The organism is Salinispora sp. H7-4 (assembly GCF_013416675.1).
GTDB lineage: Bacteria > Actinomycetota > Actinomycetes > Mycobacteriales > Micromonosporaceae > Micromonospora > Micromonospora vitiensis.
Map to the genome: position 1 here is coordinate 355,376 of NZ_JABZED010000007.1, position 22,282 is coordinate 377,657.

Here is a 22,282-nt window from a genome sequence, read left to right on the forward strand (position 1 = left end):
CGGCCGGCAACTCGCCCGGGCCGCCCTAGTCGGTGGTCGGGTCGGTCAGTCGCCAGGCGGCATTGATCAAACCGATGTGGGACAGGGCCTGCGGGGTGTTGCCGAGCTGCGCGCCGGTATCCGGGTCGATCTGCTCACTGAGCAGCCCGACATCGTTGGCGTACCCGGCCGCCCGCTCGAACAGCGCCGCCGCACGCTCCCGCTCCCCGGCCAGCACCAGACACTCGACCAGGAGGAAGGTGCAGAGCAGGAAACCAGCCGGGTCGGTCTCCCAGCGCCGGATCAACCCACCCCCGGCACCCAGGACCCGCTCCACCGCCTCGATCGTGGCCCGCATCCGCGGATCGGTGGCCGGAAGGAAGCCCACCACCGGCAGGAACAACACGGAGGCATCCAGCTCGTCGGAGCCGAACGCCCCGGTGTACGCGCCGGCCCGCGCACTCCACCCCGACCGCAGCACCGTATCCCGGATCTCGTCCCGGACCGTCGCCCAGCGGCGGGGGTCCGCGCGCTCACCGAGCCGGGGCGCCAACGCCACCGCCCGGTCCAACGCGACCCAGCAGAGCACCTTCGACGACAGGTGGTGCCGGTCGACGTCCCGGGACTCCCACATGCCCCGGTCCGGCAACCGCCAGGTCTCGGCGACCTGCTCGGTCAGTCCGCACACCATCTCGCGCACCTCATGGTCGAGCGGGTCGCCGAGTAGGTGGTGCAGGCGCCACACCGCCGCCACCACCTCACCGGGTACGTCGAGCTGCCGCTGCCGCCAGGCATCGTTGCCGAACCGCACCGGGCGGCTGTCCGCGTACCCGCGCAGGTGCTCCGCGACCCGCTCGGAGACGTCCCGCTCCCCCGCCAGCCCAAACAGCACCGGCACCGGATCGGCACCGACCTGGCCGATCGAATGCGCCGCCCAGGTGAACAGCCGGGACGCCTCCGCCGGGCAGGCCGCCACCCATAGGGCGCGCAGCGTCATCGAGAAGTCACGCAGCCAGGCGTACCGGTAGTCGTAGTTGCGGTCTCCGCCGAGCTGCTCCGGCAGGGAGGTGGTGAGCGCCGCGGCCACCGCCCCACTGCGGGCATAGGTGAGCCCGGTGAGTACGACCGCGCTGTGCCGTACCAGCTCCGGGTAGCACCCCTGGTACCGGTGGGTCTCCCGGAAGGCCTCCCACGCCTGCACCGTCTCGGCCAGCATCGCCGACGGGTCCAGCCGCACCGACGGCGCACCGTACGCCGCCCGGTAGCCAGCCGCGAAGCTGACCGTCTCGCCGGCGGCGACCTCGAACTCGGTATACACCCGGTCCGTCCCGGCGCACAGCGTCAGCGAATCCGCGCAGAGCTCCACCACCGTCGCTCCGGCCACGGCCCGCACCGTACCGCCGGGCTGTTCGTGCAGGTACGGGGTGAGCAGTCCGTGGTCCGGACGGGGCGCGAAGTCCGACGCCAGCCGTACCCGCCCGGAGAGCCCTTCGACGCACCGCAGCAACACCGCGGGCGAGTTCAGGCCAAGCTGGTGCCCCCGCGCCCCACGTTCGGCGGCGAGCGCGTCGGTGACCGCGACGCTCCCCTGCGGCGTGTGGTGGACAGTACGCAGCACCAGGGTCTCCGGGCGGTACGCGCGTTCCACGCGGCATCCCGGACGGTCCGCGCCGACCGGAGCCAGCTGCCAGTGGCCCGCCGCGGGATCGAGGAGCCGCCCGAAGACCGCGGGCGAGTCGAACCGGTCCGGGCACCACCAGTCGATGGAGCCGTTCCGGCCGACCAGCGCGCCGGAGCGACAGTCGGACAGGAACCCATAGTCGGAGATCGCCGGCTGGTCCACCCACCGCGGATACCCCGAACCCGCCCGGTCAGGCCGGCTCGACGCTGCCCGCGCTCCGAACGGTCAGACGGCTCGACGCTGCCCGTGCTCCGAACGGTCAGACGGCTCGACGCTGCCCAGCGATTCGCCACTGCCCCGTAATTCGCCGCTGCCCCGCCGTTTGCGCCCAGGCTGGGCGGGAAGAGTCTGCCGACCGGCCCTTCGGCCTTCCAACCCGGCCGCATCGATCCGGTCTCGCCAAGTCCCCGCTGGTGTACCGCCGTACGGCTGCGCTGGTGGGAGACGGCCAGAGTGCGGCAACGTACCGATCTGGGTCTGGCGCCGTGCGCTCGTTGCCCCACCGTCGCCTGCGCAGCGGTGGGGCGCTCGGGTGCGAGGGACCGGCTGCCAGCTGCGCCAGCCCGGACGGGCGCGCACCGAGGCAAGCTCGGGTCACGGCTGCTCGGTAAAGCCAAACTGCACAATGCCCTCCTCGTCCACGGTCACGTCCACGGCGGCGTCCCCGAGCAACTCGGCCGCGTCCGAGTCGAGGAAGATCCGGGCGCCCTGGTTGTCCACCACCTGGTCACCGGCGGCGGGGCCCTCGACCAGTTGCACCGTGAGCGAGCCCTCCTCCGGATCGGCGGCGATCCGGACCCCGCCGTCATTCGCGACGTCCTGCTGATTGGCGAGGTCTCGGATCACCAACACGGCGTTGTCGGTCATGGTCAGCATGGCGGAGCTCCTCGTGGTCCTGGGATTCGCCACCGGCCGCAGAGGGGGCCGGGGAACCGGCGGCGATCGCCGCCGTGGCCCGGGACCGCGATGGGTCCCGCACGCCAACGGTGCCCCCTGGCGAGGTCTGCGTCACCCCGGGCCGCCAGCTTCGTACCTGATCAGGTGAAAACCAGTGCTCCGGCCCGCTGGTCCTGGCCACCGTGCTACCGCGGGGAGCGGACGCCGGGCTGCCCGGGCCCGACGATGCCCGCTCTCCGCGGTGGGCGGCAAGCTGACCGGTCAGCTCCGCTCGAGGACCACCACCGGGATCTCCCGGTCGGTCCGGGCCTGGTAGTCATCGTAATCCGGCCAGACCGCCGCCATCGTGGCCCACATTCGCGGCTTCTCCGCCAGGCTCGCAACCCGCGCCCGGGCGGTGAATCGTTCCGCACCGACCTGCACCTCGACCTGCGGATTGTCGCGCAGGTTGAGGTACCAGGAAGGATGCTTCGGTGCGCCCCCCTGAGAGGCGACCAGCAGGTACGCGTCGCCGTCGCGGCCGTAGATGAGCGCGGTACGCCGCTGCGAACCGCTCCGTCGCCCCCGGGTGGTCAGCAGCAGCGTGAACACGCCGGGCCGCCATTCGTGCCCGTCCGCGCCGTCGGTTCGTTCGTACCGGGCAATGTGGTCGGCCACCCAGTCCGTGGGGCTGTCCTGCACCTGCTCGACCATCAGCAACTCCCATCCTCTGTGATCGATCTATCGCTCTCACGCTATCTCGTCCCGCGGCCACCCGACCGGTTCGCCCGGTCCAGGCAGCGGCAGCCGGCACGCTCCGGTCCGCGCCGGCACGACCACCACCGGGCGGCTCCGGTCAGGGGCGGCGCGGTGCGGCTGCCGGGAGGCCCGGGTCAGCCGATCTGAAAACCGAGCGCCTGGGCAAGCACCACCGCCTGCTCAGCGCTGACGATCGCCCCGGTCCGCTCGACCTCGATCGGATCAAGGTCGGTGAGGTCACTGCCGCGCAGGTCGGCGCGGGACAGCTGCGCCTGCTGCAACTGCGCCCCGGACAGGTCGACTCCGGTGACGGTCGCACCGCGCAGATCCGCCCGGATCAGGTCGGCCTCGCGCATCCGGACGTCAACGATGCGCGCACCACGCAGATCCGCGCCCGGAAGCGCGACGAAAGACCAGTCGCCGCCGACGACCGTCAACGGCCGCAGGTCACACTGGTCGAAGGTGCTACCGACCAGCTTGCAGCCGGTGAACTCGGCGGCGAAGAAGTTGCAGCGGCGGAAGACGCAGCGCGTGAAGGCGGTGTTCACGTGTCGGGAGCCGTTGAAGCTGACGTTGCCGAACGTGCACCCGGTGAAGAGCGTTCCTCGGGTGTTCGCCTCAGTGAGGTCGACCCGCTCGAAATGGCAGCCGACGTAGTGCCGGTCGGCGATCTCCTCGCCATACCAGTCCTCATCGCGGAGGGTTAACCCATCGTGCTGATCCGGCATCGCGCCAGGCTACTGACCGGCACCGACAACAACACCAACCGAAGCGGCACAGCGACAACGACAGCGGCGACGGCGGCGGCGAGGAGGGCGACGACGCTTGGCGCCGGCGCGGCGGCGGGGCCGGGATGGGCATTCCCCGGCGGCAGGTCGGCCGGCATCCCTAGCCTGAGTCCGTGGGCAACATCGTCGTCTTCGGGGCGGGCGGAACCGCCGGCTCCCAGATCGCCCAGGAGGCGTTCCACCGTGGGCACCGGGTCACCGCTGCGGTACGTCGGCCGGAGGCCACCACCTCGTACCTACCGGCAGGGGTGCAGGTGGTCACCGGGGACGCGACCAGCGCGCGGAGCGTACGAGAGTTGGCCCCGGAGGCGGACGCGCTGGTGGTGGCGATCGGTGGCGGGGAACGCGGCCTCTGGCTCGACGCGGCGCGGACGCTGGTCGGCGCCCTGCGCGAGACACCGAACCCGCCGCGGATCATCCACCTGGGTGGCGGGGCCACGCTCTGCACCCCGCGAGGCGGCCGCCTCCTGGACGAGCCCGACTTTCCCCAGGAGTACCGGGACGCGGCACTGGGCCAGGCCGACGCCCTGGCGTACTACCGCTCCGCGGCCGACGGGGTGCGCTGGACGTACGTGTCACCTCCGCCGCTGGAGTTCCACCCCGGCGCCCGGACCGGGCACTACCGTACCGGCGGGGACCATCCGGTAACCGATCACGAGGGCCGGTCGGTCCTCAGCTACCAGGACATGGCCGTCGCGATCGTTGACGAGATCGAGAACCCACGACACGAGAACACCCGCTTCACCGCCGCCTACTGACCCGGTACCGCCGGCCTGGTGTTCGGCGGGCGCGGCGGCCGGGCAGGCTGAACCGGCACCCGAGGGCGGACCGACGGGCGCCAGGCACGGCCGTTGGCGTAGATCACCCGGAAGCCGAGGTACGAGGCGAGCGGCGCCCAGTGCGCCGAGCCCATTCGCAACTCGGCCGCGTTGTGCCGCTGCCCGTTGGCGAGCACGTCGAGCAGGACGGTCTCGAAGGCGGCGGACTCCACCCAGTCGACCTCCCGGGTGAAGCCGCAGATCAGGGCCGCACCGGTGGACTCGAGGAAGGCTCGCAGCACGGCGTCGTTGGCGCGCAGCACCGAGCAACTGCCGAAGTAGAGACGCCGCCCCTCGCAGCGACCGGCCATCAGCTCGGCCACGTCGGCGAGGGGGACCGACTCCCAGTCGGTCAGGCGCAGCCGGCTGGGCTCCCCATGGGTGGCGAAGAAGCCGACCCGGTAGTCGGCGTACTGCTTGAGCAGCCACCGGTCAACGAAGTAGAACAGTTCATCCCGGGTCGCCGCGTCCTTGTGGATGAACCGGATCCGACTCAGTCGCTCCAGCAGTTCCAGGGTGGGTAGGACGGAACCGCGCTCGTTGAGGTCACGGTGCCACTGGCCCTCGACACAGAAGACACCTCCGCGCGCCACCTGGCACCTCCCCTCGTCGGCGGCGCCGACGTTACCGGCTGGCCGGCGGTGGGCCGGGTTAGCACCGCCTGGTGTGGCGCGCAGGGCCGTGGCCCACGCGGGCGGATGTGGTGATCAGGCCCTGTGGACCCGGGCGATGCCCTGGTGTCGGGGTCGCCGCGGCGACCCCGACACCGGAGGTTCAGTGGACAACCACCGGCGTGCTCGGCTCGCCCGGCTGGCTGCCCGGCTGGTCGTCGCGGGACCGCAGCCGTTCCCGCAGCCGAGGCAGGAACGCGGCCGGGACGAAGGTGAGCAGCACCAGCGCGAAGGCCACCCAGTACGTGGTGGCGAAGGAGTCGGCAGCGAAGGCGAGGCCACGCTCGATGAGCGTCGGGTCGGGGACCTGCTGGGCCAGTTCCGGCTGCCGCTGGGCGGCGATCGCCAGGCCCGCCTCGGTGACCGGCTCACCGTTCGGACCGGTCAGGCCGGGGATCGGCCGGGATCCGTTCAGCTCGTTGGTGAGGATCACCGACATCACCGCCGCGCCGACCGAACCACCGATCTGCTGGATGATGTTCAACAGGGTGGAGCCGCGGGCAACCTCCGGCCCGGCCAGCGTCTGCAGCGCGGAGGTCATGATCGGCATCATCGTGCCACCCATGCCCAGGCCCATGACGAACAACGAGCCACAGATCAACAGGTACGAGGTCTCCGGGCCGACCTGCGTGAAGGTGAAGAACCCGGCGGCGATCAGCACCAACGCGAACGGCACCGTGCGTCCCACCGGCACCCGGTCGGCGAGCATCCCGGCGATCGGCATCGTCACCATCGCACCGATGCCCTGCGGCGCGATGAGGAGGCCGGCGTGCAGGGTCGACTCCCCGCGTACCTGCAGGAAGTAGCTCGGGAAGAGCAGACCGGCGCCCATGAACGCAACAATGAACACGAACATGGTCACCGACGCGACGGCCAGTCTGCGGTTCCGGAACAGCCGCAGGTCGAGGAGCGGGTGCCGGGGCTTGAACGAGTAGCAGACGAAGGAGACCACCAGCGCGGCGCCGAGCAGCATCGGCACCCACACCTCGGGTTCGGTGAAGGTGCCCGCCTCGGGCAGCGTGGAGACGCCGTAGAGGAAGAGCGCCAGCCCCGGGGAGAGCATCAGCATGCCGAGGAAGTCGAACGACTCGGACGGCTCCGGGGCGTCCTTCGGCAGCGCCAGCTGCGCGTAGACCAGGGCGAGCAGCCCGATCGGCAGGTTGATCAGGAAGATCCAGTGCCAGCTCGCCACGTCGATCAGCCAGCCGCCGAGAATCGGACCACCGATCGGTCCGAGCAGCATCGGGATGCCCAGGACCGCCATCAACCGGCCGATCCGGTGCGGACCGGCCGCCCGGGTCATGATCGTCATGCCGATCGGCATCAGCATGCCACCGCCGAGGCCCTGCAGCACCCGGTACGCGATCAGCTCGCTGATCGTGTCGGCGGTGGCGCAGAGACCGGACCCGATGGTGAACAGGGCCAGGGCGATCATGTAGAGGCGTTTGGTGCCGAACCGGTTGGCCGCCCACCCACTCAGCGGGATCACCGTGGCCAGGGCGAGGGTGTAGCCGGTCATCGTCCACGCGACCCGGGCGTAGGACGCGTCGAACTCGCTCTGGAAGGTCGGTAGCGCGACGCTGACCACCGTCACGTCGAGGATCGACATGATTGCGCCAAGCACGACCACACCGGCCACCTTGAACACCGCGGCGTCAAGCTTGTCCGATGTCGCGCCCGGCTGGGGGGACGCGACCGATTGTTGTGTCACGGATTCTCCTGATGTCGGGTCGACCGAGGGAGGCGGTGCAGGCACGCCACGGCACCCGCCATCGGCAGCGGGTGGCCAGGAAAGTGCGGAACCGCAGGAAGACTAGCCCTCTCCACCGACAGTCCGCCGTTGAATTTGCCGCTTGCCGGAGCCCGCCAACAGGTGTTCCTCGTCACGGCAGGGCCGCCCCGGACAGCGATGTCGAACCCCCCGCCCCCGCTCCGTCCCACCCACGAAACCCCGACGACCGGGCGGAGGGCGAGGGCCCAGCTGCGCCCCTCCCTCCCGGCCGCCGCAGCACAAGCACCGGAAGGGAACGGAATGCGAACACTCACCGTGGTCAGTGCCGTGTCGATGGACGGCTTCTACGACGGCCCCGGAAGCGGCGTGACAGTGCCGATGGAGAACTGTTTCGGCACGTACAACCTCGAACGGATCCAGGCAGCCGACACCGTACTGCTCGGCGCGAACTCCTACGCGATGTTCTCCAGCTACTGGCCCGGTGTCGCCGACGACAGCTCCGCCTTCGAGGCCGACCGCGAATTCTCAAAGATCTACAACGTGGTCGACAAGGTGGTCGTCTCCGACCATGCCTCCCCGCCACCGGCCGACCACCCCTGGGCCGACAACACCCGCATCGTCAGCCGCGCCGACGCCCCCGCCGAGATCGCCAAGCTCAAGGAGCAGGACCGCAGGGAGATCGTCACCTGGGCCAGCCGGACCACCTGGAACGGGCTCCTCCAGCACGGTCTGATCGACGAAATCCACGTCCTTCTCGGCCCAGCCGCCGTCGCCGGCGGCACCCCGCTGTGCGAACATCCGGTCTCGCTCCGGCGCCTGGGCGTACGTACCTTCGACAACTTCGACACCGTCCTGATCCGGTACGGCGTACAACAGCCAGCCGCACCGCGGTGACCCACCCGGCGTACGACAGGGCGACCCGCACCCACGGTTGTCCGGGACCGCAGACCCAGCCGTGAGTTCGGTGCCCTCCCGCGCCACCCGGTCCGCGAACGGCCGGGCGGCCGAGGCGTAACCGGGTGGCGAGCGGGTACCACCTCCCCGGGCCACGGGAGCCCGGGAAGGTGGTGCGGGCGTGGCGAAATATCTCTTCCAGGCGACCTATACCGCCCAGGGCATGGCGGGGCTGAGTGAGCAGGGTGGAACGGAACGGGCAGAGGTGGTCCGGGCGCTGATCGAGAACGCTGGCGGACGGGTGGAGTCGTTGTACTTCGCGATCGGCAAACACGACCTCTTCGTCTCCTGCGAGGTGCCGGACAACATGACCACCGCCGCGCTCGGCATCGCCGCCCAGGCGACGGGGGGAGCACGCGCCGAGGTCATCCCGCTGCTGACACCAGAGGAGATCGACGAAGCAGCGCAGACGCCGGTCACCTACCAGCCACCGGGTCAGGCGTAAGCCACCTCGTCCGTCGGTAGGCCGAGCATGCCGCGCACCCGGTGACGGAGTAGCGCGGCCTGCTGGACACAGCGGCGTAGCGGCCCCGGCGGCAGCACGGCCGGCTCCTGCACGATCTCGTCCACCGTGAACTGCTCCCGGGTCAGGTCGATCTCCACCCCGCCGGGGAGGCGATTCCACAGGTGCATGCCCTGCTGGGAGCCGTCCCGCCGCAGCACCACTGCGCACAGCAGCTCGCCACCGATCAGCTCACGCAGCACGAGCGCCGTCACGCCGCACTGCCCACGGGCCGGGTTCGTCGCCGCCCAGGGGAGATCAACCGGATCGCAGGTCTCGGCCGACCAGGAAGCCCGGAACGCGCGGTCGATGTCGGTCAGCAGCGCCGGGTCGAACTCGGCCAGTGCGACGCGGTCGGTTTCGGCCAGCGCAGCTTGATCAATTTCGGCTAGCGAGGTCAACAGCATGCGCGGACCCTGCCAGCGGGCTACGACAGATTCTTCGCCCGGCCCGGGCGACCGTCGCCCCGGTCTACCGTCGCGTCCCACCCGGTGCGGTCGCGACCGGGCTCCCACCGGCTGGAACGACCGTCCGGACCGGCCGACGAAGACCGGCCGTGCGAGCGTTTCGGGCCGCAGTGCCCGCAGCTGGCGTCCCGCCCGTCTCCGGCGCGCTGCGGCCGCTCGGCGCGATGCTGCGGCTCGGCGCGATGCTGCGGCTCGGCGCGATGCTGCGGCTCGGCGCGATGCTGCGGCTCGGCGCGATGCGGTGCCGGTGGATCAACGGAGTTCGGCATGGGCAACGCCGCGACGGCGGTCGGCACCGCCCCAGCGGGCGGCGACACCACGGTGGGTGGATCGGGCTGCGGCCACGCGGGGGGTACCGGGCTGCGCGGCCCGGGGCTGGTTGGGCCGGGCGCGTCGCTGGGGTGGGACCGGTCGAGCCCCGCCGTCGGCGCCGGCGGCAGCGTCACCCCGGCGGTGACGACGAAAGCAGCAACAACCGAGGCGGCGACCGCCCCGACGGCGCTGACGCACTGGCCATTACTCAGCCGGGCCCGCATCGGGGCCTGCTCCGGCCGGGCGACCGGGGGCGCCGTTGGCCGGGCACGCTGGTGCCGGGCGACCAGCTCATCCAGGCAGGCGGTGACCGCATCCCGGTTGCCGAGGCCGTCGGCGAAGGCGAGGGTGAGGTGAAACCGGAAGGTCAGGGTCACCGGACGCGACACCAGCAGTCCAGCCACCGGGGACCCGTTGACGGTGGGCAGCAGGGTCAGCGGCGACCGGCGATGGTGGGCCGGCGCGACCAGCTCCGCAAACCACCAGTCCCGGTGTCGGTGCCGGCCGAGGAAGACCACCCGCCGGTCGGTCACCACGGCACTGCCGACCTCCACCGCCCGGACCTCCGGTGGCAGCGGACGCGGCGGTTCGTCGGTGCCGGCCAGCTCCATCGCCAGCCCGGGCACGGGTAGTCGGCCGACGTTCCCGGTAACGGCCTCGACCAGCTCCACGGCCGGGAACACGCGGTGGACCACCTCACCGGGAACCAGTTGCACCGGTGCGTCCCTCGGCGGGCCCGATCCACGCAGGCCGACCTCGACCCGCAGCCGGGTCAGCTCGTCGGCACGGCGGCGCCACGCATCAGCCTCGGCCACGTGAAGGCGCCGTCGCCGGTCATTCTCCTGGTCGGCCCAGCGGGAACGCCAGGACGGTCGGGGCCCACGGACGCAGTGGGCTGAGGTCGCCATCACGTACAGAACAACGTTTCACATCCTGATGGGATACGGCCTTGCCTACTGGACGGTAGGCAACGCCTCGGTAGGTAACCGAATCAGGTCCCCGGCGGGCTCACCCCGGCTGCGGGCCCGGTGCACGGAAGGCGCGCTGGACTCCGCCGTGCTGGCCACAGGCGCGCGGGCTGCCGCCAGCGAGACTGACCGAGCTGTTCGCACACTGCACCAGATACCCGCGGCCGGCCCAGAATCCGGGCACGCAGTCGAACCAGTCACACACCTCGGCGGCTGGCTTCCGGACCGGGTCACCGGCGCAGAAGCCGTACCCCAGCGGGTTGGTCGGGGCGCCACACAGGTGGGGTGCCGCGATCGGCGTCGGTGCCGGCGACCCCGCCATGGCGGCAGCCGCCCTGGTGGCCGCGGTAGAGGTCGCAGAGATGGCAGAGGTAGCAGAGGTGGCTGCGGTGGCCGCCGCCACCTCCGTCCGAATCGAATCGGACGGAGCCGACGGGGCAGCGAGGATCAGCGCCGCCGGGACCAGCAGGGCGATCCCGGCAGCGACCGCCACCGCCCGCGCACCACCGCGGACGAACCCGGTGAACCGTGCCTGTGCGGGCGTGAGGACGGCGGGGCGAAGCGGCTTGCGCCGGGCGTGCTCGGCGAGGGCCTCGTCGAGTTGGGCGAGCACCGCCTCCCGCTGCTCGATCGCGTCCGCGAAGGCCACGCTCAGCTTGAACCGGAAATCGGCGGCCGCCTCCGCCGGCAGCAGCAGGCCGGAGGCGCGCCGCCGGTCAAGCACCTGGATCAGCGTCACCGGCGCGCGGGAGTCGTGGGCCAGACCGGTCATCTTGCCGTAGGCCCAGTCGCGCCGGCCGCGTCCACCGAGCAGCACCAGTCGACGGTTGGTGATCACGGCGATGCCGGTGTCGGCGATCCGGATGCCATCCGGGCGCCGGTTGCGGAGCGGGCCGGGTCGCAGGGCAACCGTGAGCTCGGGTGCGGGGAGCACCGCCGCCCTCCGGACCTCGACCAGTTGGGCGGCGGGCAACACCCAACAGACCGTCTCTCCCGGGTCGAGTTCGATCGGGAGACCGGCACCCGCATCGGCCGAGCCACCGAACTCCTCGGCGAGGGTCCGCAGGCGCCGCAGCTCCTCGTCCCGCCGCCGCCACGCCCCGTCGGCCGCACGGAACACCCGCTGTCGCCGTTCGTTCTGCCGGTACGCCCACCGGTACCGCCACGTCGAACCCGTCGAGCCAGTCATCGCCACGCCGACCCCTCCGCCGCGTAGGCCACCATTCGGGGGTGTCACCAGGAACAACTCTGGGGCAACGCCACGGGGGACGGCTTACGGCGAGCAATGTGTCCGATCGGCGGAGTGATTCAGACGATAGGCGGACCGGCCGCGTCAGGGCGTCTCGACGGCGGAGATCTCGTATCGGAAGATCTTCGCGTCCCGAATCGCCACCTGCTGTTCCTCGGTCGGGCCGGCACCACGAAAGGTCAGCAGCTGCTCCTCGGTCTCCCAACGCTCGTAGACGTTGATCCGGCCGGGCTCGACCAGGTCCCCGCTGATCGTGAAGTCGAGACAGCCGGACGCGCCCCGGGCAGCCGTCACGACCTCAAGACACCCGGCGAGGTAGGTTTCTCGATCCTCCGGGTCGACGTACATGCTTCCGGCGACGATGAGCACCTGCCGGACCTCCCACACTCGTGATCCACTGGTGAAATCCCACGCACCGGTCCTCGACGGCCCCGGGCTGGCGCGAATCTCACCAGCCCAGCCTACGACCGGCGGCGCTCGCTCCCCGCCTCCTCGCCCAAGCCCGGCTGATCACGTTGGCGTGAGCGACGCTCCACCCGGGCACGCTGACGGTCGCGGCGGACCAGCACCGCGACGGTCAGCGCGGCAACCGCCGCCACCCCGGCCATCGCCCAGAGCACGGTCCGCAGCCCGCTGGTGAAGCCGGGATCAGCGAGTTGGCCCGCAGTGGTGGTCGCCAGCACCGCCCCGACGACCGCGATGGCCACGGTCTCGCTCGCCACCCGAGCAGTATTGATCATGCCGGCGCCGGTGCCGGCCCGGTGCGGCGGGACGCTACCGATGGCGAGCGCGTCGAGCAGCCCGATGGACAACCCGATGCCGGTACCGATGACGAGCAACGGGCCGGCCAGGTCAGCCGGGCCGCTGGTCGGGGTGATCACCGTCGCCCACGCCGCCCCCGACGCGACCGTCAGGACGGCGGCGACGATCACCGCCGACCCCGGCACCCACCGGGTCAGCACGCCGGCGAGCAGCGGCAACACCACCGTCGGCGCGGTGAGCAACACCAGGGTCAGGCCGGCGGAGCTGGGCGTCAGGCCGACCACCGTGGTGAGGTACGACGGCAGATACACCAGCAGCGGCACCAGGACCGCGACGACGGTGGCCGCCGCCAGACAGATGCCGACGAAGCGCGGACTGGCCAGGAGGGCCAGGTCGAACATCGGCTCAGGGTGGGACCGCTCCACCCGGACGAAGACCACGAGCAGCGCCACCGTCGCCGCGAAGGCGGCCACGATCCTCGGGTCGCCCCAGCCGTAGGCCGGCCCCTGCACGAAACCAAAGATCAACAGCAGCAGCGCGGCGGTGAAGGAGACGGTCCCGCCCCAGTCGAGCCGGCCCGCGTGCGGTTGACGCGACTCCGGCAGCCACGGAACCAACAGCAGCACCGCCACCGCCACCAACGCGGGCACGGCGAACACCGCCCGCCACCCCAGAAAGTCGATCAGCAGCCCCGCGATCGTCGGGCCGAAAGCGAGGCCAGCGCCGATGGCCATCCCGAAGACGCTGAACGCGCGCGTCCGGGCCGGCCCCTGAAAGGTGTTGGCCAGCAACGCCCCCGCGCTGGTCGCGGCGGCAGCCGCACCGACGCCAGCGAGCGCGCGCAGCACATTCAGCAGGAGGACGTCGCCGGCGGCGCTCGCCAGCAACCCCGCGCCAGCGAAGATCACAAGCCCGATGGCGAAGACCCGCCGCCGACCGAACAGGTCGGCCAGGGCACCCGTGGCGAGCATGAAGCTGGCGAAGGTGGCGTTGTAGCCGTTAACCACCCACTGCACCCCGGCCAGGTCGGCGCCGAGATCCCGCCCGATCTCCGGCAGCGCCACCGAGGCCCCGGTCAGCGACAGCGGCAACGCGAAGGTTGACACCAGGACGGCGACCAGCACCACGACGCGTCGGTTCTGCACAACTCCCCCGTTCCGTTCGAGCCGCTCCAGGCTAGTGGCCGCGGTCCGGGCAGCCATCAGGCCGGGTAGAGCGCCGGGCGGGTACGGGGAGGCTGCCGGCGGTCACCCTTCGGCGACCGCCGGCAGCACCGGAGTCAGGGCAGCCAGTCCGGCCGCAGCGGGTAGCTCGTCACCCCCGCGGCGCTGGTCCGCGTCGCCAGCACCTGGTGGAGCTGGATGGCGTTGCGCTCGAACGACATCCGGGATCCGGCCATGTACAGACCCCACACCCGAGCAGTTCCGGTGCCCACCTCGCCGACACAGAAGTCCCAGTTCGCCACGAGGTTGCGGCACCAGGCCGCGAGCGTCAGCGCGTAGTGGCGGCGCAGGTTCTCCTCGTGCTGCACCTCCAGGCCCACATCGTGGATCTCGGAGAGCACCCGGCCCGGCCCGGCCAACTCGCCGTCCGGAAAGACGTACCGGTCGATGAACGCGCCGGAGCGGTGCGGCGCGCGGTTGTCGGCGCGGGTGATGCAGTGGTTGAGCAGCCGGCCGTCGGGCCGCAGCCGGTCCCGGAGCGAACCGAAGTATTCCGGATAGTTACGCACCCCGATATGTTCGGTCAATCCGATCGAGGAGACCACGTCGAACTGCTCCGGCGGCGTGTCCCGGTAGTCGAGGTACCGCACCTCGGCCAGCCCGGTCAGCCCCTCCCGCTCGATCGCGGCCTGCGCCCACTCGGCCTGCGATCGGGAGAGGGTCACCCCGAGCGCCTGGACGCCGTACTCGCGGGCCACGTGCCGGACCATGCCGCCCCACCCGCAGCCCACATCCAGCAGCCGCATCCCGGACTTGACCGCCAGCTTCTGCGCCACCAGGTCGTACTTGGCCGCCTGCGCCGTCTCCAACGAGTCCTGCGGCGAGCGGAACAGCGCGCAGGTGTACGTCATCGACTCCCCGAGCACCTTCTCGTAGAAGGCGTTCGACACGTCGTAGTGGTGCGAGATGGCGCTGCTGTCCCGGATCCGGGAGTGGCGCAGCCCGCCCAACATCCGCTTCCACCGGGGCACCGCCTCCTGGGGCGGCGGTGGTGGCGGCAGCAGCCGCTCCCAGCCCAGGCCCCGGACCAGGGCCAGGGCCTCGGGCACCGGCGGGACCCGCAACCGCACCTCGTCCTTTAGGACCCGCAGCGCCTCGTACGGGTCACCCGGGTGCACCCCGGACAGGCCGAGGTCGCCGCTGACGTACGCCCGGGCCATCCCCAGGTCGCCCGGGGCGGTCAACAGGTAGGACAGGCCGCGCGGGGAGCGGATGGCGAGGGTGATGCCGGCGTCGGCCGGGCCGACGGAACTACCGTCGTACCCGGTGATCCGCACTGGCAGGGGCTCGGTGGTCAGGGCTCGAATGACGTCGGCCATGGTGCGGCCCCGACTGCCGGCCGCCTTCGGCGCGGCCGCGGAGACGCTCGCCGAATCCTGCTGTCGATCAATCAGACTCATGCTCGTGCTACCGCCTTCTCGTACAGTCCGGTTAACCGGTGGGCCGGGTCGTAGCGGTCCTTGACCGCCCGCCAGGTGTCGCCGCCGTAGAGCCGGTCAAACACCTCCCGGTCGTAGTACGCGTCGGAGTAGAGCGACTTGTGCCCGCCAAGCTCCGACACCCTGCGTTCGATCGCCCGGTTCATGTCGCCGTCGGCGGCACCCCCGGCGATCGGCACGCTTCCCCAGAACCCAATGTTCACGTAGTCCTGCCCGGGCCGCAGCGGATACAGCGGCCAGGACCGGGCCGATCCCGGCCCGGTCGGTTCCCGCAGCCGCAACGGGCAGAGCCAGACCGGGGTCATTCGCACGGCGCTGGCGAACCAGCGTAGGAACTCGGCGGTACGCCCCAGCGGGATCTCCACGTCCTGCACCACCCGTTCCCGCGCCGGCTGGCCGCGCCACCGGTCGATCCGCGCGGCCACCTGATGCCGGTGCTCCAACCGGACCAGCCGGTGGTAGAAATCGCTGCGCCGCCAGCGCGCCGGCCAGACCCGGCGCAGCACCCGGTGCTGCGCCCCGAACGCCGCGGAGCACCAGAACCAGTCGGTGTCCCAGCGCCACAGGTAGTCGTGCCCGGTCAGCGCATCCTGGGTACGTTGCTGCAGCGACCGGTAGTAGATCTCCTGACCGGTGTAGTCGCTGACCGGCCCGGCCTCGTCGGTGAAGGTGGCGAGGACCAGGTACGCCTCGTCCGGTCTGAACATCACCCCGTCCATCGCGTCCACCGCCGCCCCGGCCCACGACCGGGTGACGATGACCTCGCCGATCGCCTCGGCGAGCTCCTCCAGCCGGTTGAAGCGCACGTTGTGCAGCGCGACCCGCCGCCCGATCGGTTGCAGCTCGATCCGCAGTCGGGTCGCGTAGCCGAGGCTGCCCAACGAGTTGGGGAAGGCGGCGAACAGGTCGGCGTGCTCGCCCTCCGGCCGGGCGGTGATGACCTCCCCGGCCCCGGTGAGCACGTCCAACTCGGTCACCGACTCGTGTGGCAGCCCGTTGCGGAACGACGTGGACTCGATCCCCAGGCCGGTCACCGCCCCGCCGAGGGTGATGGTGCGCAGCTGCGGCACCACCAACGGCATCAGGCCATGCGGCAGGGTCGCGGCAACCAGGTCCTCGTACGTGCACATGCCCTGCACGTCGGCGGTGCGGGCCGCCGGGTCAACGTGGAGCACACCGCCGAGGCCACTGACATCCAGGCCGGGCGCGCGCGGTGCCGCGCGTGGGCGGAACAGGTTGGATGTGCGCTTGGCGAGCCGAACCGGCTGTCCCGGCCGCACGGCCGCATACGAGCGCCGGAGCTGGACCACCGCCTGATCATGATCACGCACGGCATTCATCAGATCACTTTAAGCCCAACCGGGGTCGCGACGCTGGACGTTCATGGTGGTCGATGGTGAAAATGTCAACCTGACCAGCCGACGGCGGCCTAGCGTAGGGTCATGCCGAAGGCCGTGTGGAACGACCTGGTGGTCGCGGAGAGCAACGACACCGTGCTGGTCGAGGGACATCACTACTTCCCGCGCTCGACGTTGCGCGACGACCTGATCCGGGAGTCCGACACGCAGTCGGTCTGCCCGTGGAAGGGAACCGCGTCCTACTACGCGTTGGAGCACGACGGCAAGATCAGCCCGGACGCGGTCTGGTACTACCCGAATCCGGGGCCGGAGGCGGGGATGGTCCGCCACCGGATCGCGTTCTCGGATGACGTCCACGTCATCGACTGAACGGCGACGCGGCCGGGGAGGCTAGCCGTGGCCCCCGGTGGTGGGTCAGGATGCCGGCATGTCCACCTCCGCCCAACGTCCCGACCCGGCCGGCACCGTCTACCGCCGTCCCGGCGCCACCCGCCCTCGGTTGCCCCGCGATCCGCTGACGTGGGTGGCGGTGTTCATCAGCGCGGCCGGCCTCCTACTCGGGGGCTTCTTCGTCCTCGGCGGCCCGGGGGGTGACGGCACGCCAGCCGTCCCGGCGGTGGCCGCGACTCCGTCCACCGGCGCATCGACCCCGGCGGGGCAGGAGCCGCCCGCCCCGCCCACCGTGACGGTCAGCTCCCCGACGGCCACTCCGCCCGCCGAGGGAGCCAGCTCCCCGCCGACAATCCCCACCGGCCCGACAGCGTTTCGCCAGGTGGCCTCGAGCCGGTGTCTGGGCGTTGACGGAGACGGCGCACAGGCGCCCGCGAGGCTCCTCGACTGCCGCGGCGACGACCCGCGGCAGCGGTGGCTGCCCAACGCCATCGGCTCGGGCCTGGTGAGCCTGGTCAACCAGGCCTCGAACATGTGCCTCGACGTGGAGGGCCCCAACGCCGCCGACGGGGCGCGGCTGCAGCAGTATCCGTGCCACGGCGAGGCCAACCAGCAGTGGCAGCTCGTACCCAGCGCCGGCGGACAGGTGCTGATCGCGGCGCTATACAGCGGCCGGTGCGCGTACCCGGACGGCGGCCGGCGCGACGCCGGCACCGAAATCCGGCAGATCACCTGCGTTGACGCCCCCGACCAGCAGTGGCAGTTCGGCTGACCGGTTACTCGGCCACCCGGAGCATCCTGAGCTGCGCCCGGTGTTTGGGAAGGTGGACCCGGGCGTGCAGGTCCAGCACCCGTCCCCAGGGCAGTGGGCCGTCCACGACGAGGTCGTAGCCCTCCCGCAGGTGGGTGTCGACCGGGGTACCGGCCGCCGGGCCGAGCCGGTCGACCAGGGCCACCAGCCGGCTACTGGTGGTGCGCAACCGGGCGTCCAACGCGTCGAGGTCACCGAACTCGGCGACCAGCGCATCGACCTGGGGCCGGTGCATCGTCTCCAGGTCGTAGTAGGCGTACGGCGAGCCGGCGAGGACCGCCTCGGTCGCCTCGATCATCAGCTCGTCGTTCGCGACGAGATGGGCCACGATCTGTTCGGCGCCGAGCTGCCCCGGCGGCGCCGGGGCGAAACCGCCCGCGGCCAACTCTGCGAGCAGCTCGTCGTAGGCCCGCCCCAGCCCTGCGCTGTCCACGCCTGCCAGTCAAACCCGCGACGCGCCGGTCCGCGTCGCGTTCCGGTGCGGTGTTCACCCGGACGGGTGGACATCGTCCGCCGGGCCGAGCCGGGCGAGCGCAGCGTCGAGGGCGGCGCGCTGCGCTGCCCCGGAGTAGGTGGCCGGGTCCACGGCGGTCAGCGTGTTCAGCCCTTCGACCAGGGCCACCAGCCCGGTGGCGGTGGACGAGCAGTCGGCCGCGGGCCAGTCGGGCCGGACCGCGGCGACCAGTCCCCGCACCCGATCCACAAACCGGCGGTTGTAGCCCCGGTGCAGCTCGGCCAGGACCGGGTCGGCCAACGCGGCGGCCAGGAACCCCACCCACACCCGCGCCTCCTCCTGACGCTCCGTGGTCGGGGCGGCGGCCTGGAGCAGCACGGCGCGCAGCGCCGTGCCGGGTGTTTCGGCGGCGGCCTGCAGGGCGTCGGCCCGCTGCCCGGTGCGCTGGTGCAGCAGCTCACGCGCGTGCACCAGCAGGGCCTGCTTGTCGGCGAAGGTGTGCAGCACCATCCCGGTGGTGCAGCCGGCCCGCTCCGCGACGGCGCGCAGGGTGAGACCGGGCAGGCCACGTTCGGCGAGCACTGACCAGGTGGCCGCCGACAGGCGTTGCCGCTGGTCAACCCGGTCACGTCGGCTGGCCATCCACCCTCCTGCGGTCCGGCTCTGCCCTCCGGCAGGCCCGCGCCCACCCCTATCTCGTAACGTACGTTACGGTAACGCTTGTTACGAGCACTCCCCCGCCGGGGTACGACCGGCACGATCCAAGGAGGACACGTGATCTCGGTCCGCCCCGAACCGTGGGAGTCCACCGACAGCAGCCGGTTGCGCGCCGCGCAACGCGCCGAGTTGGACGCGCGCTACCGCAGCGACGACCACGAGCCGGGCGCCCCGCCCACCGCCGACAGCGTCCCCGTCTTCCTCGTCGCCCGCGACCACGGCGGCGCCGCGCTCGGCTGCGGTGGCCTCCGCTTCCTCTCCACCGAATCCGCCGAGATCAAACGGATGTACGTCGAGCCGGGCGCCCGCGGCACCGGGGTGGCGACCGCCATCCTGCAGGCCCTGGAGGATGCCGCCCGCGCCGCCGGCGTACGGACCCTGCTGTTGGAGACCGGCCCCGCCCAACCCGACGCGATCCGCTTCTACGAACGCGAGGGCTACCACCGCATCGCCAACTTCGGCCCGTACCAGGACGAGTCACTCTCCGTCTGCTACGCCCGCACCCTGACCTGACCGGGTCGGCGGCTACTCTCCTGATCGTGACCTACCCGGCCGCCGACACCCGCTACGACCAGATGACCTACCGACGCAGCGGGGCCAGTGGGCTCCGCCTACCGGCGATCTCGCTCGGCCTGTGGCACAACTTCGGGCCCGACCGCCCCTTCGATCGACAGCGGGACATCGTCCGCCGGGCCTTCGACCTCGGGGTCACCCACTTCGACCTCGCCAACAACTACGGCCCACCGCCGGGTGCCGCCGAGGAGAACTTCGGCCGGATGCTCGCCACCGACCTGAAGCCGTACCGCGATGAACTGGTCATCTCCAGCAAAGCCGGCTACCTGATGTGGCCCGGCCCATACGGCGAGTGGGGATCCCGCAAGTACCTCGTCGCCTCACTGGACCAGTCGCTCCGCCGCCTGGGGCTGGACTACGTCGACATCTTCTACAGCCACCGGTACGACCCGGACACCCCGCTGGAAGAGACGATGGGCGCCCTCGACGCCGTCGTCCGGGCCGGCAAGGCGCTCTACGTCGGCATCTCCAACTACACCGCCGAACAGACCCGGCGGGCCGCGGCGATCCTGCGCGACCTGGGCACCCCGCTGCTGATCAACCAGCCGTCATACTCGATGCTGAACCGCTGGACCGAGGAGGACGGTCTGCTCGACACCCTCGCGGAGGTCGGCGCGGGCTGCATCTCCTTCAGCCCCCTGGCCCAGGGCCTGCTCACCGACCGCTACCTCGACGGCATCCCGGCCGACTCCCGGGTCCGCACCAGCGTCCACCTCTCCGAACGGGACGTGAGCCCGGAACGGCTGGTCACCATCCGCGGCCTCGCCGCCATCGCCCAACGTCGCCAGCAGTCCCTCGCGCAGCTCGCACTCGCCTGGGCCCTACGCGATCCCCGGATGACCAGCCTGATCATCGGCGCCAGCAGCGTCGCCCAACTCGAGGCCAACCTCGCCACGCTGGACAACCTCGAGCTGACCACCGAGGAACTGGCCGAGATCGACCGCCAGCTCCACTGACGCCGACCCGAAATCGCCACTACTTTCTCCACTCTCTCCGCGATCGCGGAAGCTAACCTGCCGCATTGCCTGAGACCGTCGGTGCCATGCACGAGAACAACACGCTCACCCCGTTCCGCATCGACATCCCACCGGCCGACCTCGACGACCTGCGTAACCGGCTGGCGCACACCCGCTGGCCCCACCCGGTGCCCGGCCGCGACGACCGCAGCGACTTCAGCCGCGGCATCCCGCTGGTGTACCTGAAGGAACTCGCCGAGTACTGGCACGACGGGTTCGACTGGCGGGCACAGGAGGCCAACCTCAACGAGTACGAACAGGTCACCACGGTCGTCAACGGCCAGAGGTTCCACATCGTCCACGTACGATCGACCAACCCGCAGGCCACCCCGCTGATGCTGAACCACGGCTGGCCCGGCTCATTCGTCGAGTACCAGCACCTCATCCCGCTGCTGACCGACGAGTTCCACGTGGTCATCCCGTCGCTGCCCGGCTTCGGCTTCTCCACCCCGCTGTCCGGGACCGGCTGGGAGTTGGCGCGGACCGCGGCCGCCTACGCCGAGATCATGACGCGTCTCGGCTACGAGCGGTTCGCCGCCCACGGCACCGACATCGGTTCGGGCACCACCGGCCGGCTCGCCGCCGAATACCCGGAGCGGGTCATCGGTACGCACCTCGGCATCGACCCCCACCTGCTCGGGCTGGTCGGCGACAAGTTCCCCTACCCCGACAGCCTCTCCGCGGACGAAATCGCCCAGATCGAAGCGATACGCACCGAGGACGCGGCCGATCGCGGGTACCTGCTGATGCACAACCACCGCCCCGACACCATCGGCGCGGCCCTCACCGACTCGCCGGTCGGCCAGCTCGCGTGGATCGCCGAAAAGTTCAAGACCAGAACCAACGGCACCTACCAGACCCCGGACGAGTCGGTCGACCGCGACCAGCTCCTCACCAACATCAGCCTCTACTGGTTCACCCGCAGCGGCGCGTCCAGCGCACAGTTCTACTACGAGGCCGAACACTCCGGCCTCGACCTGGTCATGGCCGCCCCCGTACCGACCGGATGGGCCGTGTTCAACACCCACCCCCTCGTGCGCCGCGCGATGGACCCGGGGCAGGCAATCAGCCACTGGAGCGAGTTCACCGAAGGCGGCCACTTCCCCGCGATGGACGCCACCAAACTGCTGGCGAACGACATCCGCACCTTCTTCCGCAGCATCACCTGACCCCGCGGGCCCACGTCTCGAGGGTGGCCCGGCGGCAGCCGGGCCACCCAGCTACCTTGGCGAGACTCCTTCCGGTCACGGCCCCCCGGTCACGGCTTCCGGTCACGTTTGCCAGGCCGCCCCAGCGTCGGCACCACTGCCATCGATATCCTGATGCCAACCGACCGCGGAAGGACACTCACTTGTATCGACCACACGCCTATCCGGTGTCCATCAAGGGCGTCTGCCTCCGCGACAACCGTGTTCTGCTGCTCCGCAACGAGCGGGAAGAGTGGGAACTGCCCGGCGGCAAGCTCGAACCCGGCGAGGACCCGGCCGCCTGCGCCGGCCGAGAGATCAGCGAGGAGACGGGCTGGACGGTACGGGTCGGCCCGATTCTCGACTCCTGGCAGTACCAGATCCGCGACGGCGTCAACGTGCTGATCGTGACCTACGGCTGCTTCGCCGACAACGACTCACCGATCACCGTGAGCTCCGAGCACAAGGAGGGCCGCCTGTTCGCCGCCGACGAGATCGCGGACCTGCCCATGCCCGACGGGTACCGGCGCTCGATCGACAACTGGTTCACCCGGCTCGAGCCAGATAGAGGAAGCGAAAGGGGCTTGTGCTAGGGT

At 71.1% G+C, this 22,282-nt stretch carries 24 protein-coding genes; 9 read left to right on the top strand and 15 right to left on the bottom strand.

Going from position 1 to position 22,282, the window contains the following annotated elements:
• Window positions 1–25 precede the first annotated feature (25 nt).
• The 4 genes from H0524_RS09485 to H0524_RS09500 all read right to left on the bottom strand — a co-directional run bounded on the left by H0524_RS09485 (window position 26) and on the right by H0524_RS09500 (window position 4,023).
• Window positions 26–1,822 (bottom strand): glycoside hydrolase family 15 protein, encoded by a 1,797-nt coding sequence (locus H0524_RS09485; protein WP_180198301.1) that lies wholly within the window; start codon window positions 1,820–1,822, stop codon window positions 26–28.
• A gap of 432 nt (window positions 1,823–2,254) precedes the next feature.
• The gene (locus H0524_RS09490) at window positions 2,255–2,536 is read right to left on the bottom strand and encodes an adhesin (RefSeq protein ID WP_018218751.1); all 282 of its coding nucleotides are present in this window, start codon (window positions 2,534–2,536) and stop codon (window positions 2,255–2,257) included.
• 282 nt (window positions 2,537–2,818) lie between these two features.
• Window positions 2,819–3,250 carry a nitroreductase family deazaflavin-dependent oxidoreductase gene (locus H0524_RS09495; protein ID WP_180198302.1) on the bottom strand — a complete coding sequence of 144 codons (432 nt, stop codon included), beginning with the start codon at window positions 3,248–3,250 and terminating at the stop codon, window positions 2,819–2,821.
• A 179-nt stretch (window positions 3,251–3,429) separates the two neighbouring features.
• Entirely contained in the window at window positions 3,430–4,023 is a 594-nt protein-coding gene (locus H0524_RS09500; protein ID WP_180198303.1) for a pentapeptide repeat-containing protein, read from the bottom strand.
• Between the two features lie 173 nt (window positions 4,024–4,196).
• Between H0524_RS09500 and H0524_RS09505 the strand changes: the two genes are divergently transcribed.
• Window positions 4,197–4,841 carry an NAD(P)-dependent oxidoreductase gene (locus tag H0524_RS09505; protein WP_180198304.1) on the top strand — a complete coding sequence of 215 codons (645 nt, stop codon included), beginning with the start codon at window positions 4,197–4,199 and terminating at the stop codon, window positions 4,839–4,841.
• On the opposite strand, the gene H0524_RS09510 is transcribed toward H0524_RS09505, so the two are convergent.
• Complete coding sequence (locus H0524_RS09510) at window positions 4,835–5,494, bottom strand: DUF6642 family protein (RefSeq protein ID WP_180198305.1); 660 nt, start codon at window positions 5,492–5,494, stop codon at window positions 4,835–4,837. The two genes, H0524_RS09505 and H0524_RS09510, sit on opposite strands and share 7 nt — an antisense overlap.
• Window positions 5,495–5,675: 181 nt before the next feature.
• Window positions 5,676–7,283, bottom strand: a complete 1,608-nt coding sequence (locus tag H0524_RS09515) for a DHA2 family efflux MFS transporter permease subunit (RefSeq protein ID WP_180198306.1) — start codon at window positions 7,281–7,283, stop codon at window positions 5,676–5,678.
• Between the two features lie 321 nt (window positions 7,284–7,604).
• Here H0524_RS09515 and H0524_RS09520 point away from each other — a divergent pair, with 321 nt between their 5' ends.
• Window positions 7,605–8,198, top strand: a complete 594-nt coding sequence (locus H0524_RS09520; RefSeq protein ID WP_180198307.1) for a dihydrofolate reductase family protein — start codon at window positions 7,605–7,607, stop codon at window positions 8,196–8,198.
• A 181-nt stretch (window positions 8,199–8,379) separates the two neighbouring features.
• Entirely contained in the window at window positions 8,380–8,703 is a 324-nt protein-coding gene (locus H0524_RS09525) for a GYD domain-containing protein (RefSeq protein WP_180198308.1), read from the top strand.
• On the opposite strand, the gene H0524_RS09530 is transcribed toward H0524_RS09525, so the two are convergent.
• The 7 genes from H0524_RS09530 to H0524_RS09560 all read right to left on the bottom strand — a co-directional run bounded on the left by H0524_RS09530 (window position 8,694) and on the right by H0524_RS09560 (window position 16,520).
• The gene (locus H0524_RS09530; RefSeq protein WP_180198309.1) at window positions 8,694–9,167 is read right to left on the bottom strand and encodes a hypothetical protein; all 474 of its coding nucleotides are present in this window, start codon (window positions 9,165–9,167) and stop codon (window positions 8,694–8,696) included. The two genes, H0524_RS09525 and H0524_RS09530, sit on opposite strands and share 10 nt — an antisense overlap.
• Window positions 9,168–9,187: 20 nt before the next feature.
• Entirely contained in the window at window positions 9,188–10,450 is a 1,263-nt protein-coding gene (locus H0524_RS09535; RefSeq protein WP_375371998.1) for a hypothetical protein, read from the bottom strand.
• A gap of 97 nt (window positions 10,451–10,547) precedes the next feature.
• Window positions 10,548–11,696, bottom strand: coding sequence for a hypothetical protein (locus H0524_RS09540; RefSeq protein WP_180198461.1), 1,149 nt, complete (start codon window positions 11,694–11,696; stop codon window positions 10,548–10,550).
• Between the two features lie 144 nt (window positions 11,697–11,840).
• Window positions 11,841–12,143 carry an antibiotic biosynthesis monooxygenase family protein gene (locus H0524_RS09545; RefSeq protein WP_018725769.1) on the bottom strand — a complete coding sequence of 101 codons (303 nt, stop codon included), beginning with the start codon at window positions 12,141–12,143 and terminating at the stop codon, window positions 11,841–11,843.
• Between the two features lie 74 nt (window positions 12,144–12,217).
• The gene (locus H0524_RS09550) at window positions 12,218–13,663 is read right to left on the bottom strand and encodes an MFS transporter (protein WP_180198311.1); all 1,446 of its coding nucleotides are present in this window, start codon (window positions 13,661–13,663) and stop codon (window positions 12,218–12,220) included.
• A gap of 134 nt (window positions 13,664–13,797) precedes the next feature.
• On the bottom strand, window positions 13,798–15,141 hold the full coding sequence (locus H0524_RS09555) for a cyclopropane-fatty-acyl-phospholipid synthase family protein (protein ID WP_180198312.1): 1,344 nt from the start codon (window positions 15,139–15,141) through the stop codon (window positions 13,798–13,800).
• Window positions 15,138–16,520, bottom strand: a complete 1,383-nt coding sequence (locus H0524_RS09560; protein ID WP_180198313.1) for an FAD-binding oxidoreductase — start codon at window positions 16,518–16,520, stop codon at window positions 15,138–15,140. The genes H0524_RS09555 and H0524_RS09560 overlap by 4 nt, the downstream gene beginning before the upstream one ends.
• A gap of 102 nt (window positions 16,521–16,622) precedes the next feature.
• Here H0524_RS09560 and H0524_RS09565 point away from each other — a divergent pair, with 102 nt between their 5' ends.
• The gene (locus H0524_RS09565) at window positions 16,623–16,907 is read left to right on the top strand and encodes a DUF427 domain-containing protein (protein WP_018725765.1); all 285 of its coding nucleotides are present in this window, start codon (window positions 16,623–16,625) and stop codon (window positions 16,905–16,907) included.
• A 58-nt stretch (window positions 16,908–16,965) separates the two neighbouring features.
• Window positions 16,966–17,700: an RICIN domain-containing protein gene (locus H0524_RS09570; protein ID WP_180198314.1), complete on the top strand. Its 735-nt coding sequence runs from the start codon at window positions 16,966–16,968 to the stop codon at window positions 17,698–17,700.
• Between the two features lie 4 nt (window positions 17,701–17,704).
• Here the strand turns inward: H0524_RS09570 and H0524_RS09575 are convergent, their stop codons facing one another.
• Together H0524_RS09575 and H0524_RS09580 are read right to left on the bottom strand one after the other, a co-directional pair.
• Complete coding sequence (locus tag H0524_RS09575; protein WP_180198315.1) at window positions 17,705–18,172, bottom strand: hypothetical protein; 468 nt, start codon at window positions 18,170–18,172, stop codon at window positions 17,705–17,707.
• 54 nt (window positions 18,173–18,226) lie between these two features.
• Window positions 18,227–18,835, bottom strand: a complete 609-nt coding sequence (locus H0524_RS09580) for a TetR/AcrR family transcriptional regulator (protein WP_180198316.1) — start codon at window positions 18,833–18,835, stop codon at window positions 18,227–18,229.
• A gap of 132 nt (window positions 18,836–18,967) precedes the next feature.
• Here H0524_RS09580 and H0524_RS09585 point away from each other — a divergent pair, with 132 nt between their 5' ends.
• The 4 genes from H0524_RS09585 to H0524_RS09600 all read left to right on the top strand — a co-directional run bounded on the left by H0524_RS09585 (window position 18,968) and on the right by H0524_RS09600 (window position 22,279).
• Window positions 18,968–19,423, top strand: a complete 456-nt coding sequence (locus tag H0524_RS09585) for a GNAT family N-acetyltransferase (protein WP_180198317.1) — start codon at window positions 18,968–18,970, stop codon at window positions 19,421–19,423.
• A 20-nt stretch (window positions 19,424–19,443) separates the two neighbouring features.
• Window positions 19,444–20,439, top strand: a complete 996-nt coding sequence (gene mgrA, locus H0524_RS09590; protein ID WP_180198462.1) for an L-glyceraldehyde 3-phosphate reductase — start codon at window positions 19,444–19,446, stop codon at window positions 20,437–20,439.
• 86 nt (window positions 20,440–20,525) lie between these two features.
• Window positions 20,526–21,668 (top strand): epoxide hydrolase family protein, encoded by a 1,143-nt coding sequence (locus H0524_RS09595; RefSeq protein WP_180198463.1) that lies wholly within the window; start codon window positions 20,526–20,528, stop codon window positions 21,666–21,668.
• A 206-nt stretch (window positions 21,669–21,874) separates the two neighbouring features.
• Window positions 21,875–22,279: an NUDIX domain-containing protein gene (locus tag H0524_RS09600; protein ID WP_180198464.1), complete on the top strand. Its 405-nt coding sequence runs from the start codon at window positions 21,875–21,877 to the stop codon at window positions 22,277–22,279.
• Window positions 22,280–22,282: the final 3 nt, after the last annotated feature.

Bases quoted from the DNA above. Each gene is read 5' to 3' on its own strand.
- H0524_RS09520 (WP_180198307.1), top strand. From the start codon at position 7,605: ATGCGAACACTCACCGTGGTCAGTGCCGTGTCGATGGACGGCTTCTAC.
- H0524_RS09540 (WP_180198461.1), bottom strand. From the start codon at position 11,696: ATGACTGGCTCGACGGGTTCGACGTGGCGGTACCGGTGGGCGTACCGG.
- H0524_RS09530 (WP_180198309.1), bottom strand. From the start codon at position 9,167: ATGCTGTTGACCTCGCTAGCCGAAATTGATCAAGCTGCGCTGGCCGAA.
- H0524_RS09595 (WP_180198463.1), top strand. From the start codon at position 20,526: ATGCACGAGAACAACACGCTCACCCCGTTCCGCATCGACATCCCACCG.
- H0524_RS09490 (WP_018218751.1), bottom strand. From the start codon at position 2,536: ATGCTGACCATGACCGACAACGCCGTGTTGGTGATCCGAGACCTCGCC.
- H0524_RS09500 (WP_180198303.1), bottom strand. From the start codon at position 4,023: ATGCCGGATCAGCACGATGGGTTAACCCTCCGCGATGAGGACTGGTAT.
- H0524_RS09580 (WP_180198316.1), bottom strand. From the start codon at position 18,835: ATGGCCAGCCGACGTGACCGGGTTGACCAGCGGCAACGCCTGTCGGCG.
- H0524_RS09570 (WP_180198314.1), top strand. From the start codon at position 16,966: ATGTCCACCTCCGCCCAACGTCCCGACCCGGCCGGCACCGTCTACCGC.
- H0524_RS09565 (WP_018725765.1), top strand. From the start codon at position 16,623: ATGCCGAAGGCCGTGTGGAACGACCTGGTGGTCGCGGAGAGCAACGAC.
- H0524_RS09495 (WP_180198302.1), bottom strand. From the start codon at position 3,250: ATGGTCGAGCAGGTGCAGGACAGCCCCACGGACTGGGTGGCCGACCAC.
- H0524_RS09560 (WP_180198313.1), bottom strand. From the start codon at position 16,520: ATGAATGCCGTGCGTGATCATGATCAGGCGGTGGTCCAGCTCCGGCGC.
- H0524_RS09555 (WP_180198312.1), bottom strand. From the start codon at position 15,141: ATGAGTCTGATTGATCGACAGCAGGATTCGGCGAGCGTCTCCGCGGCC.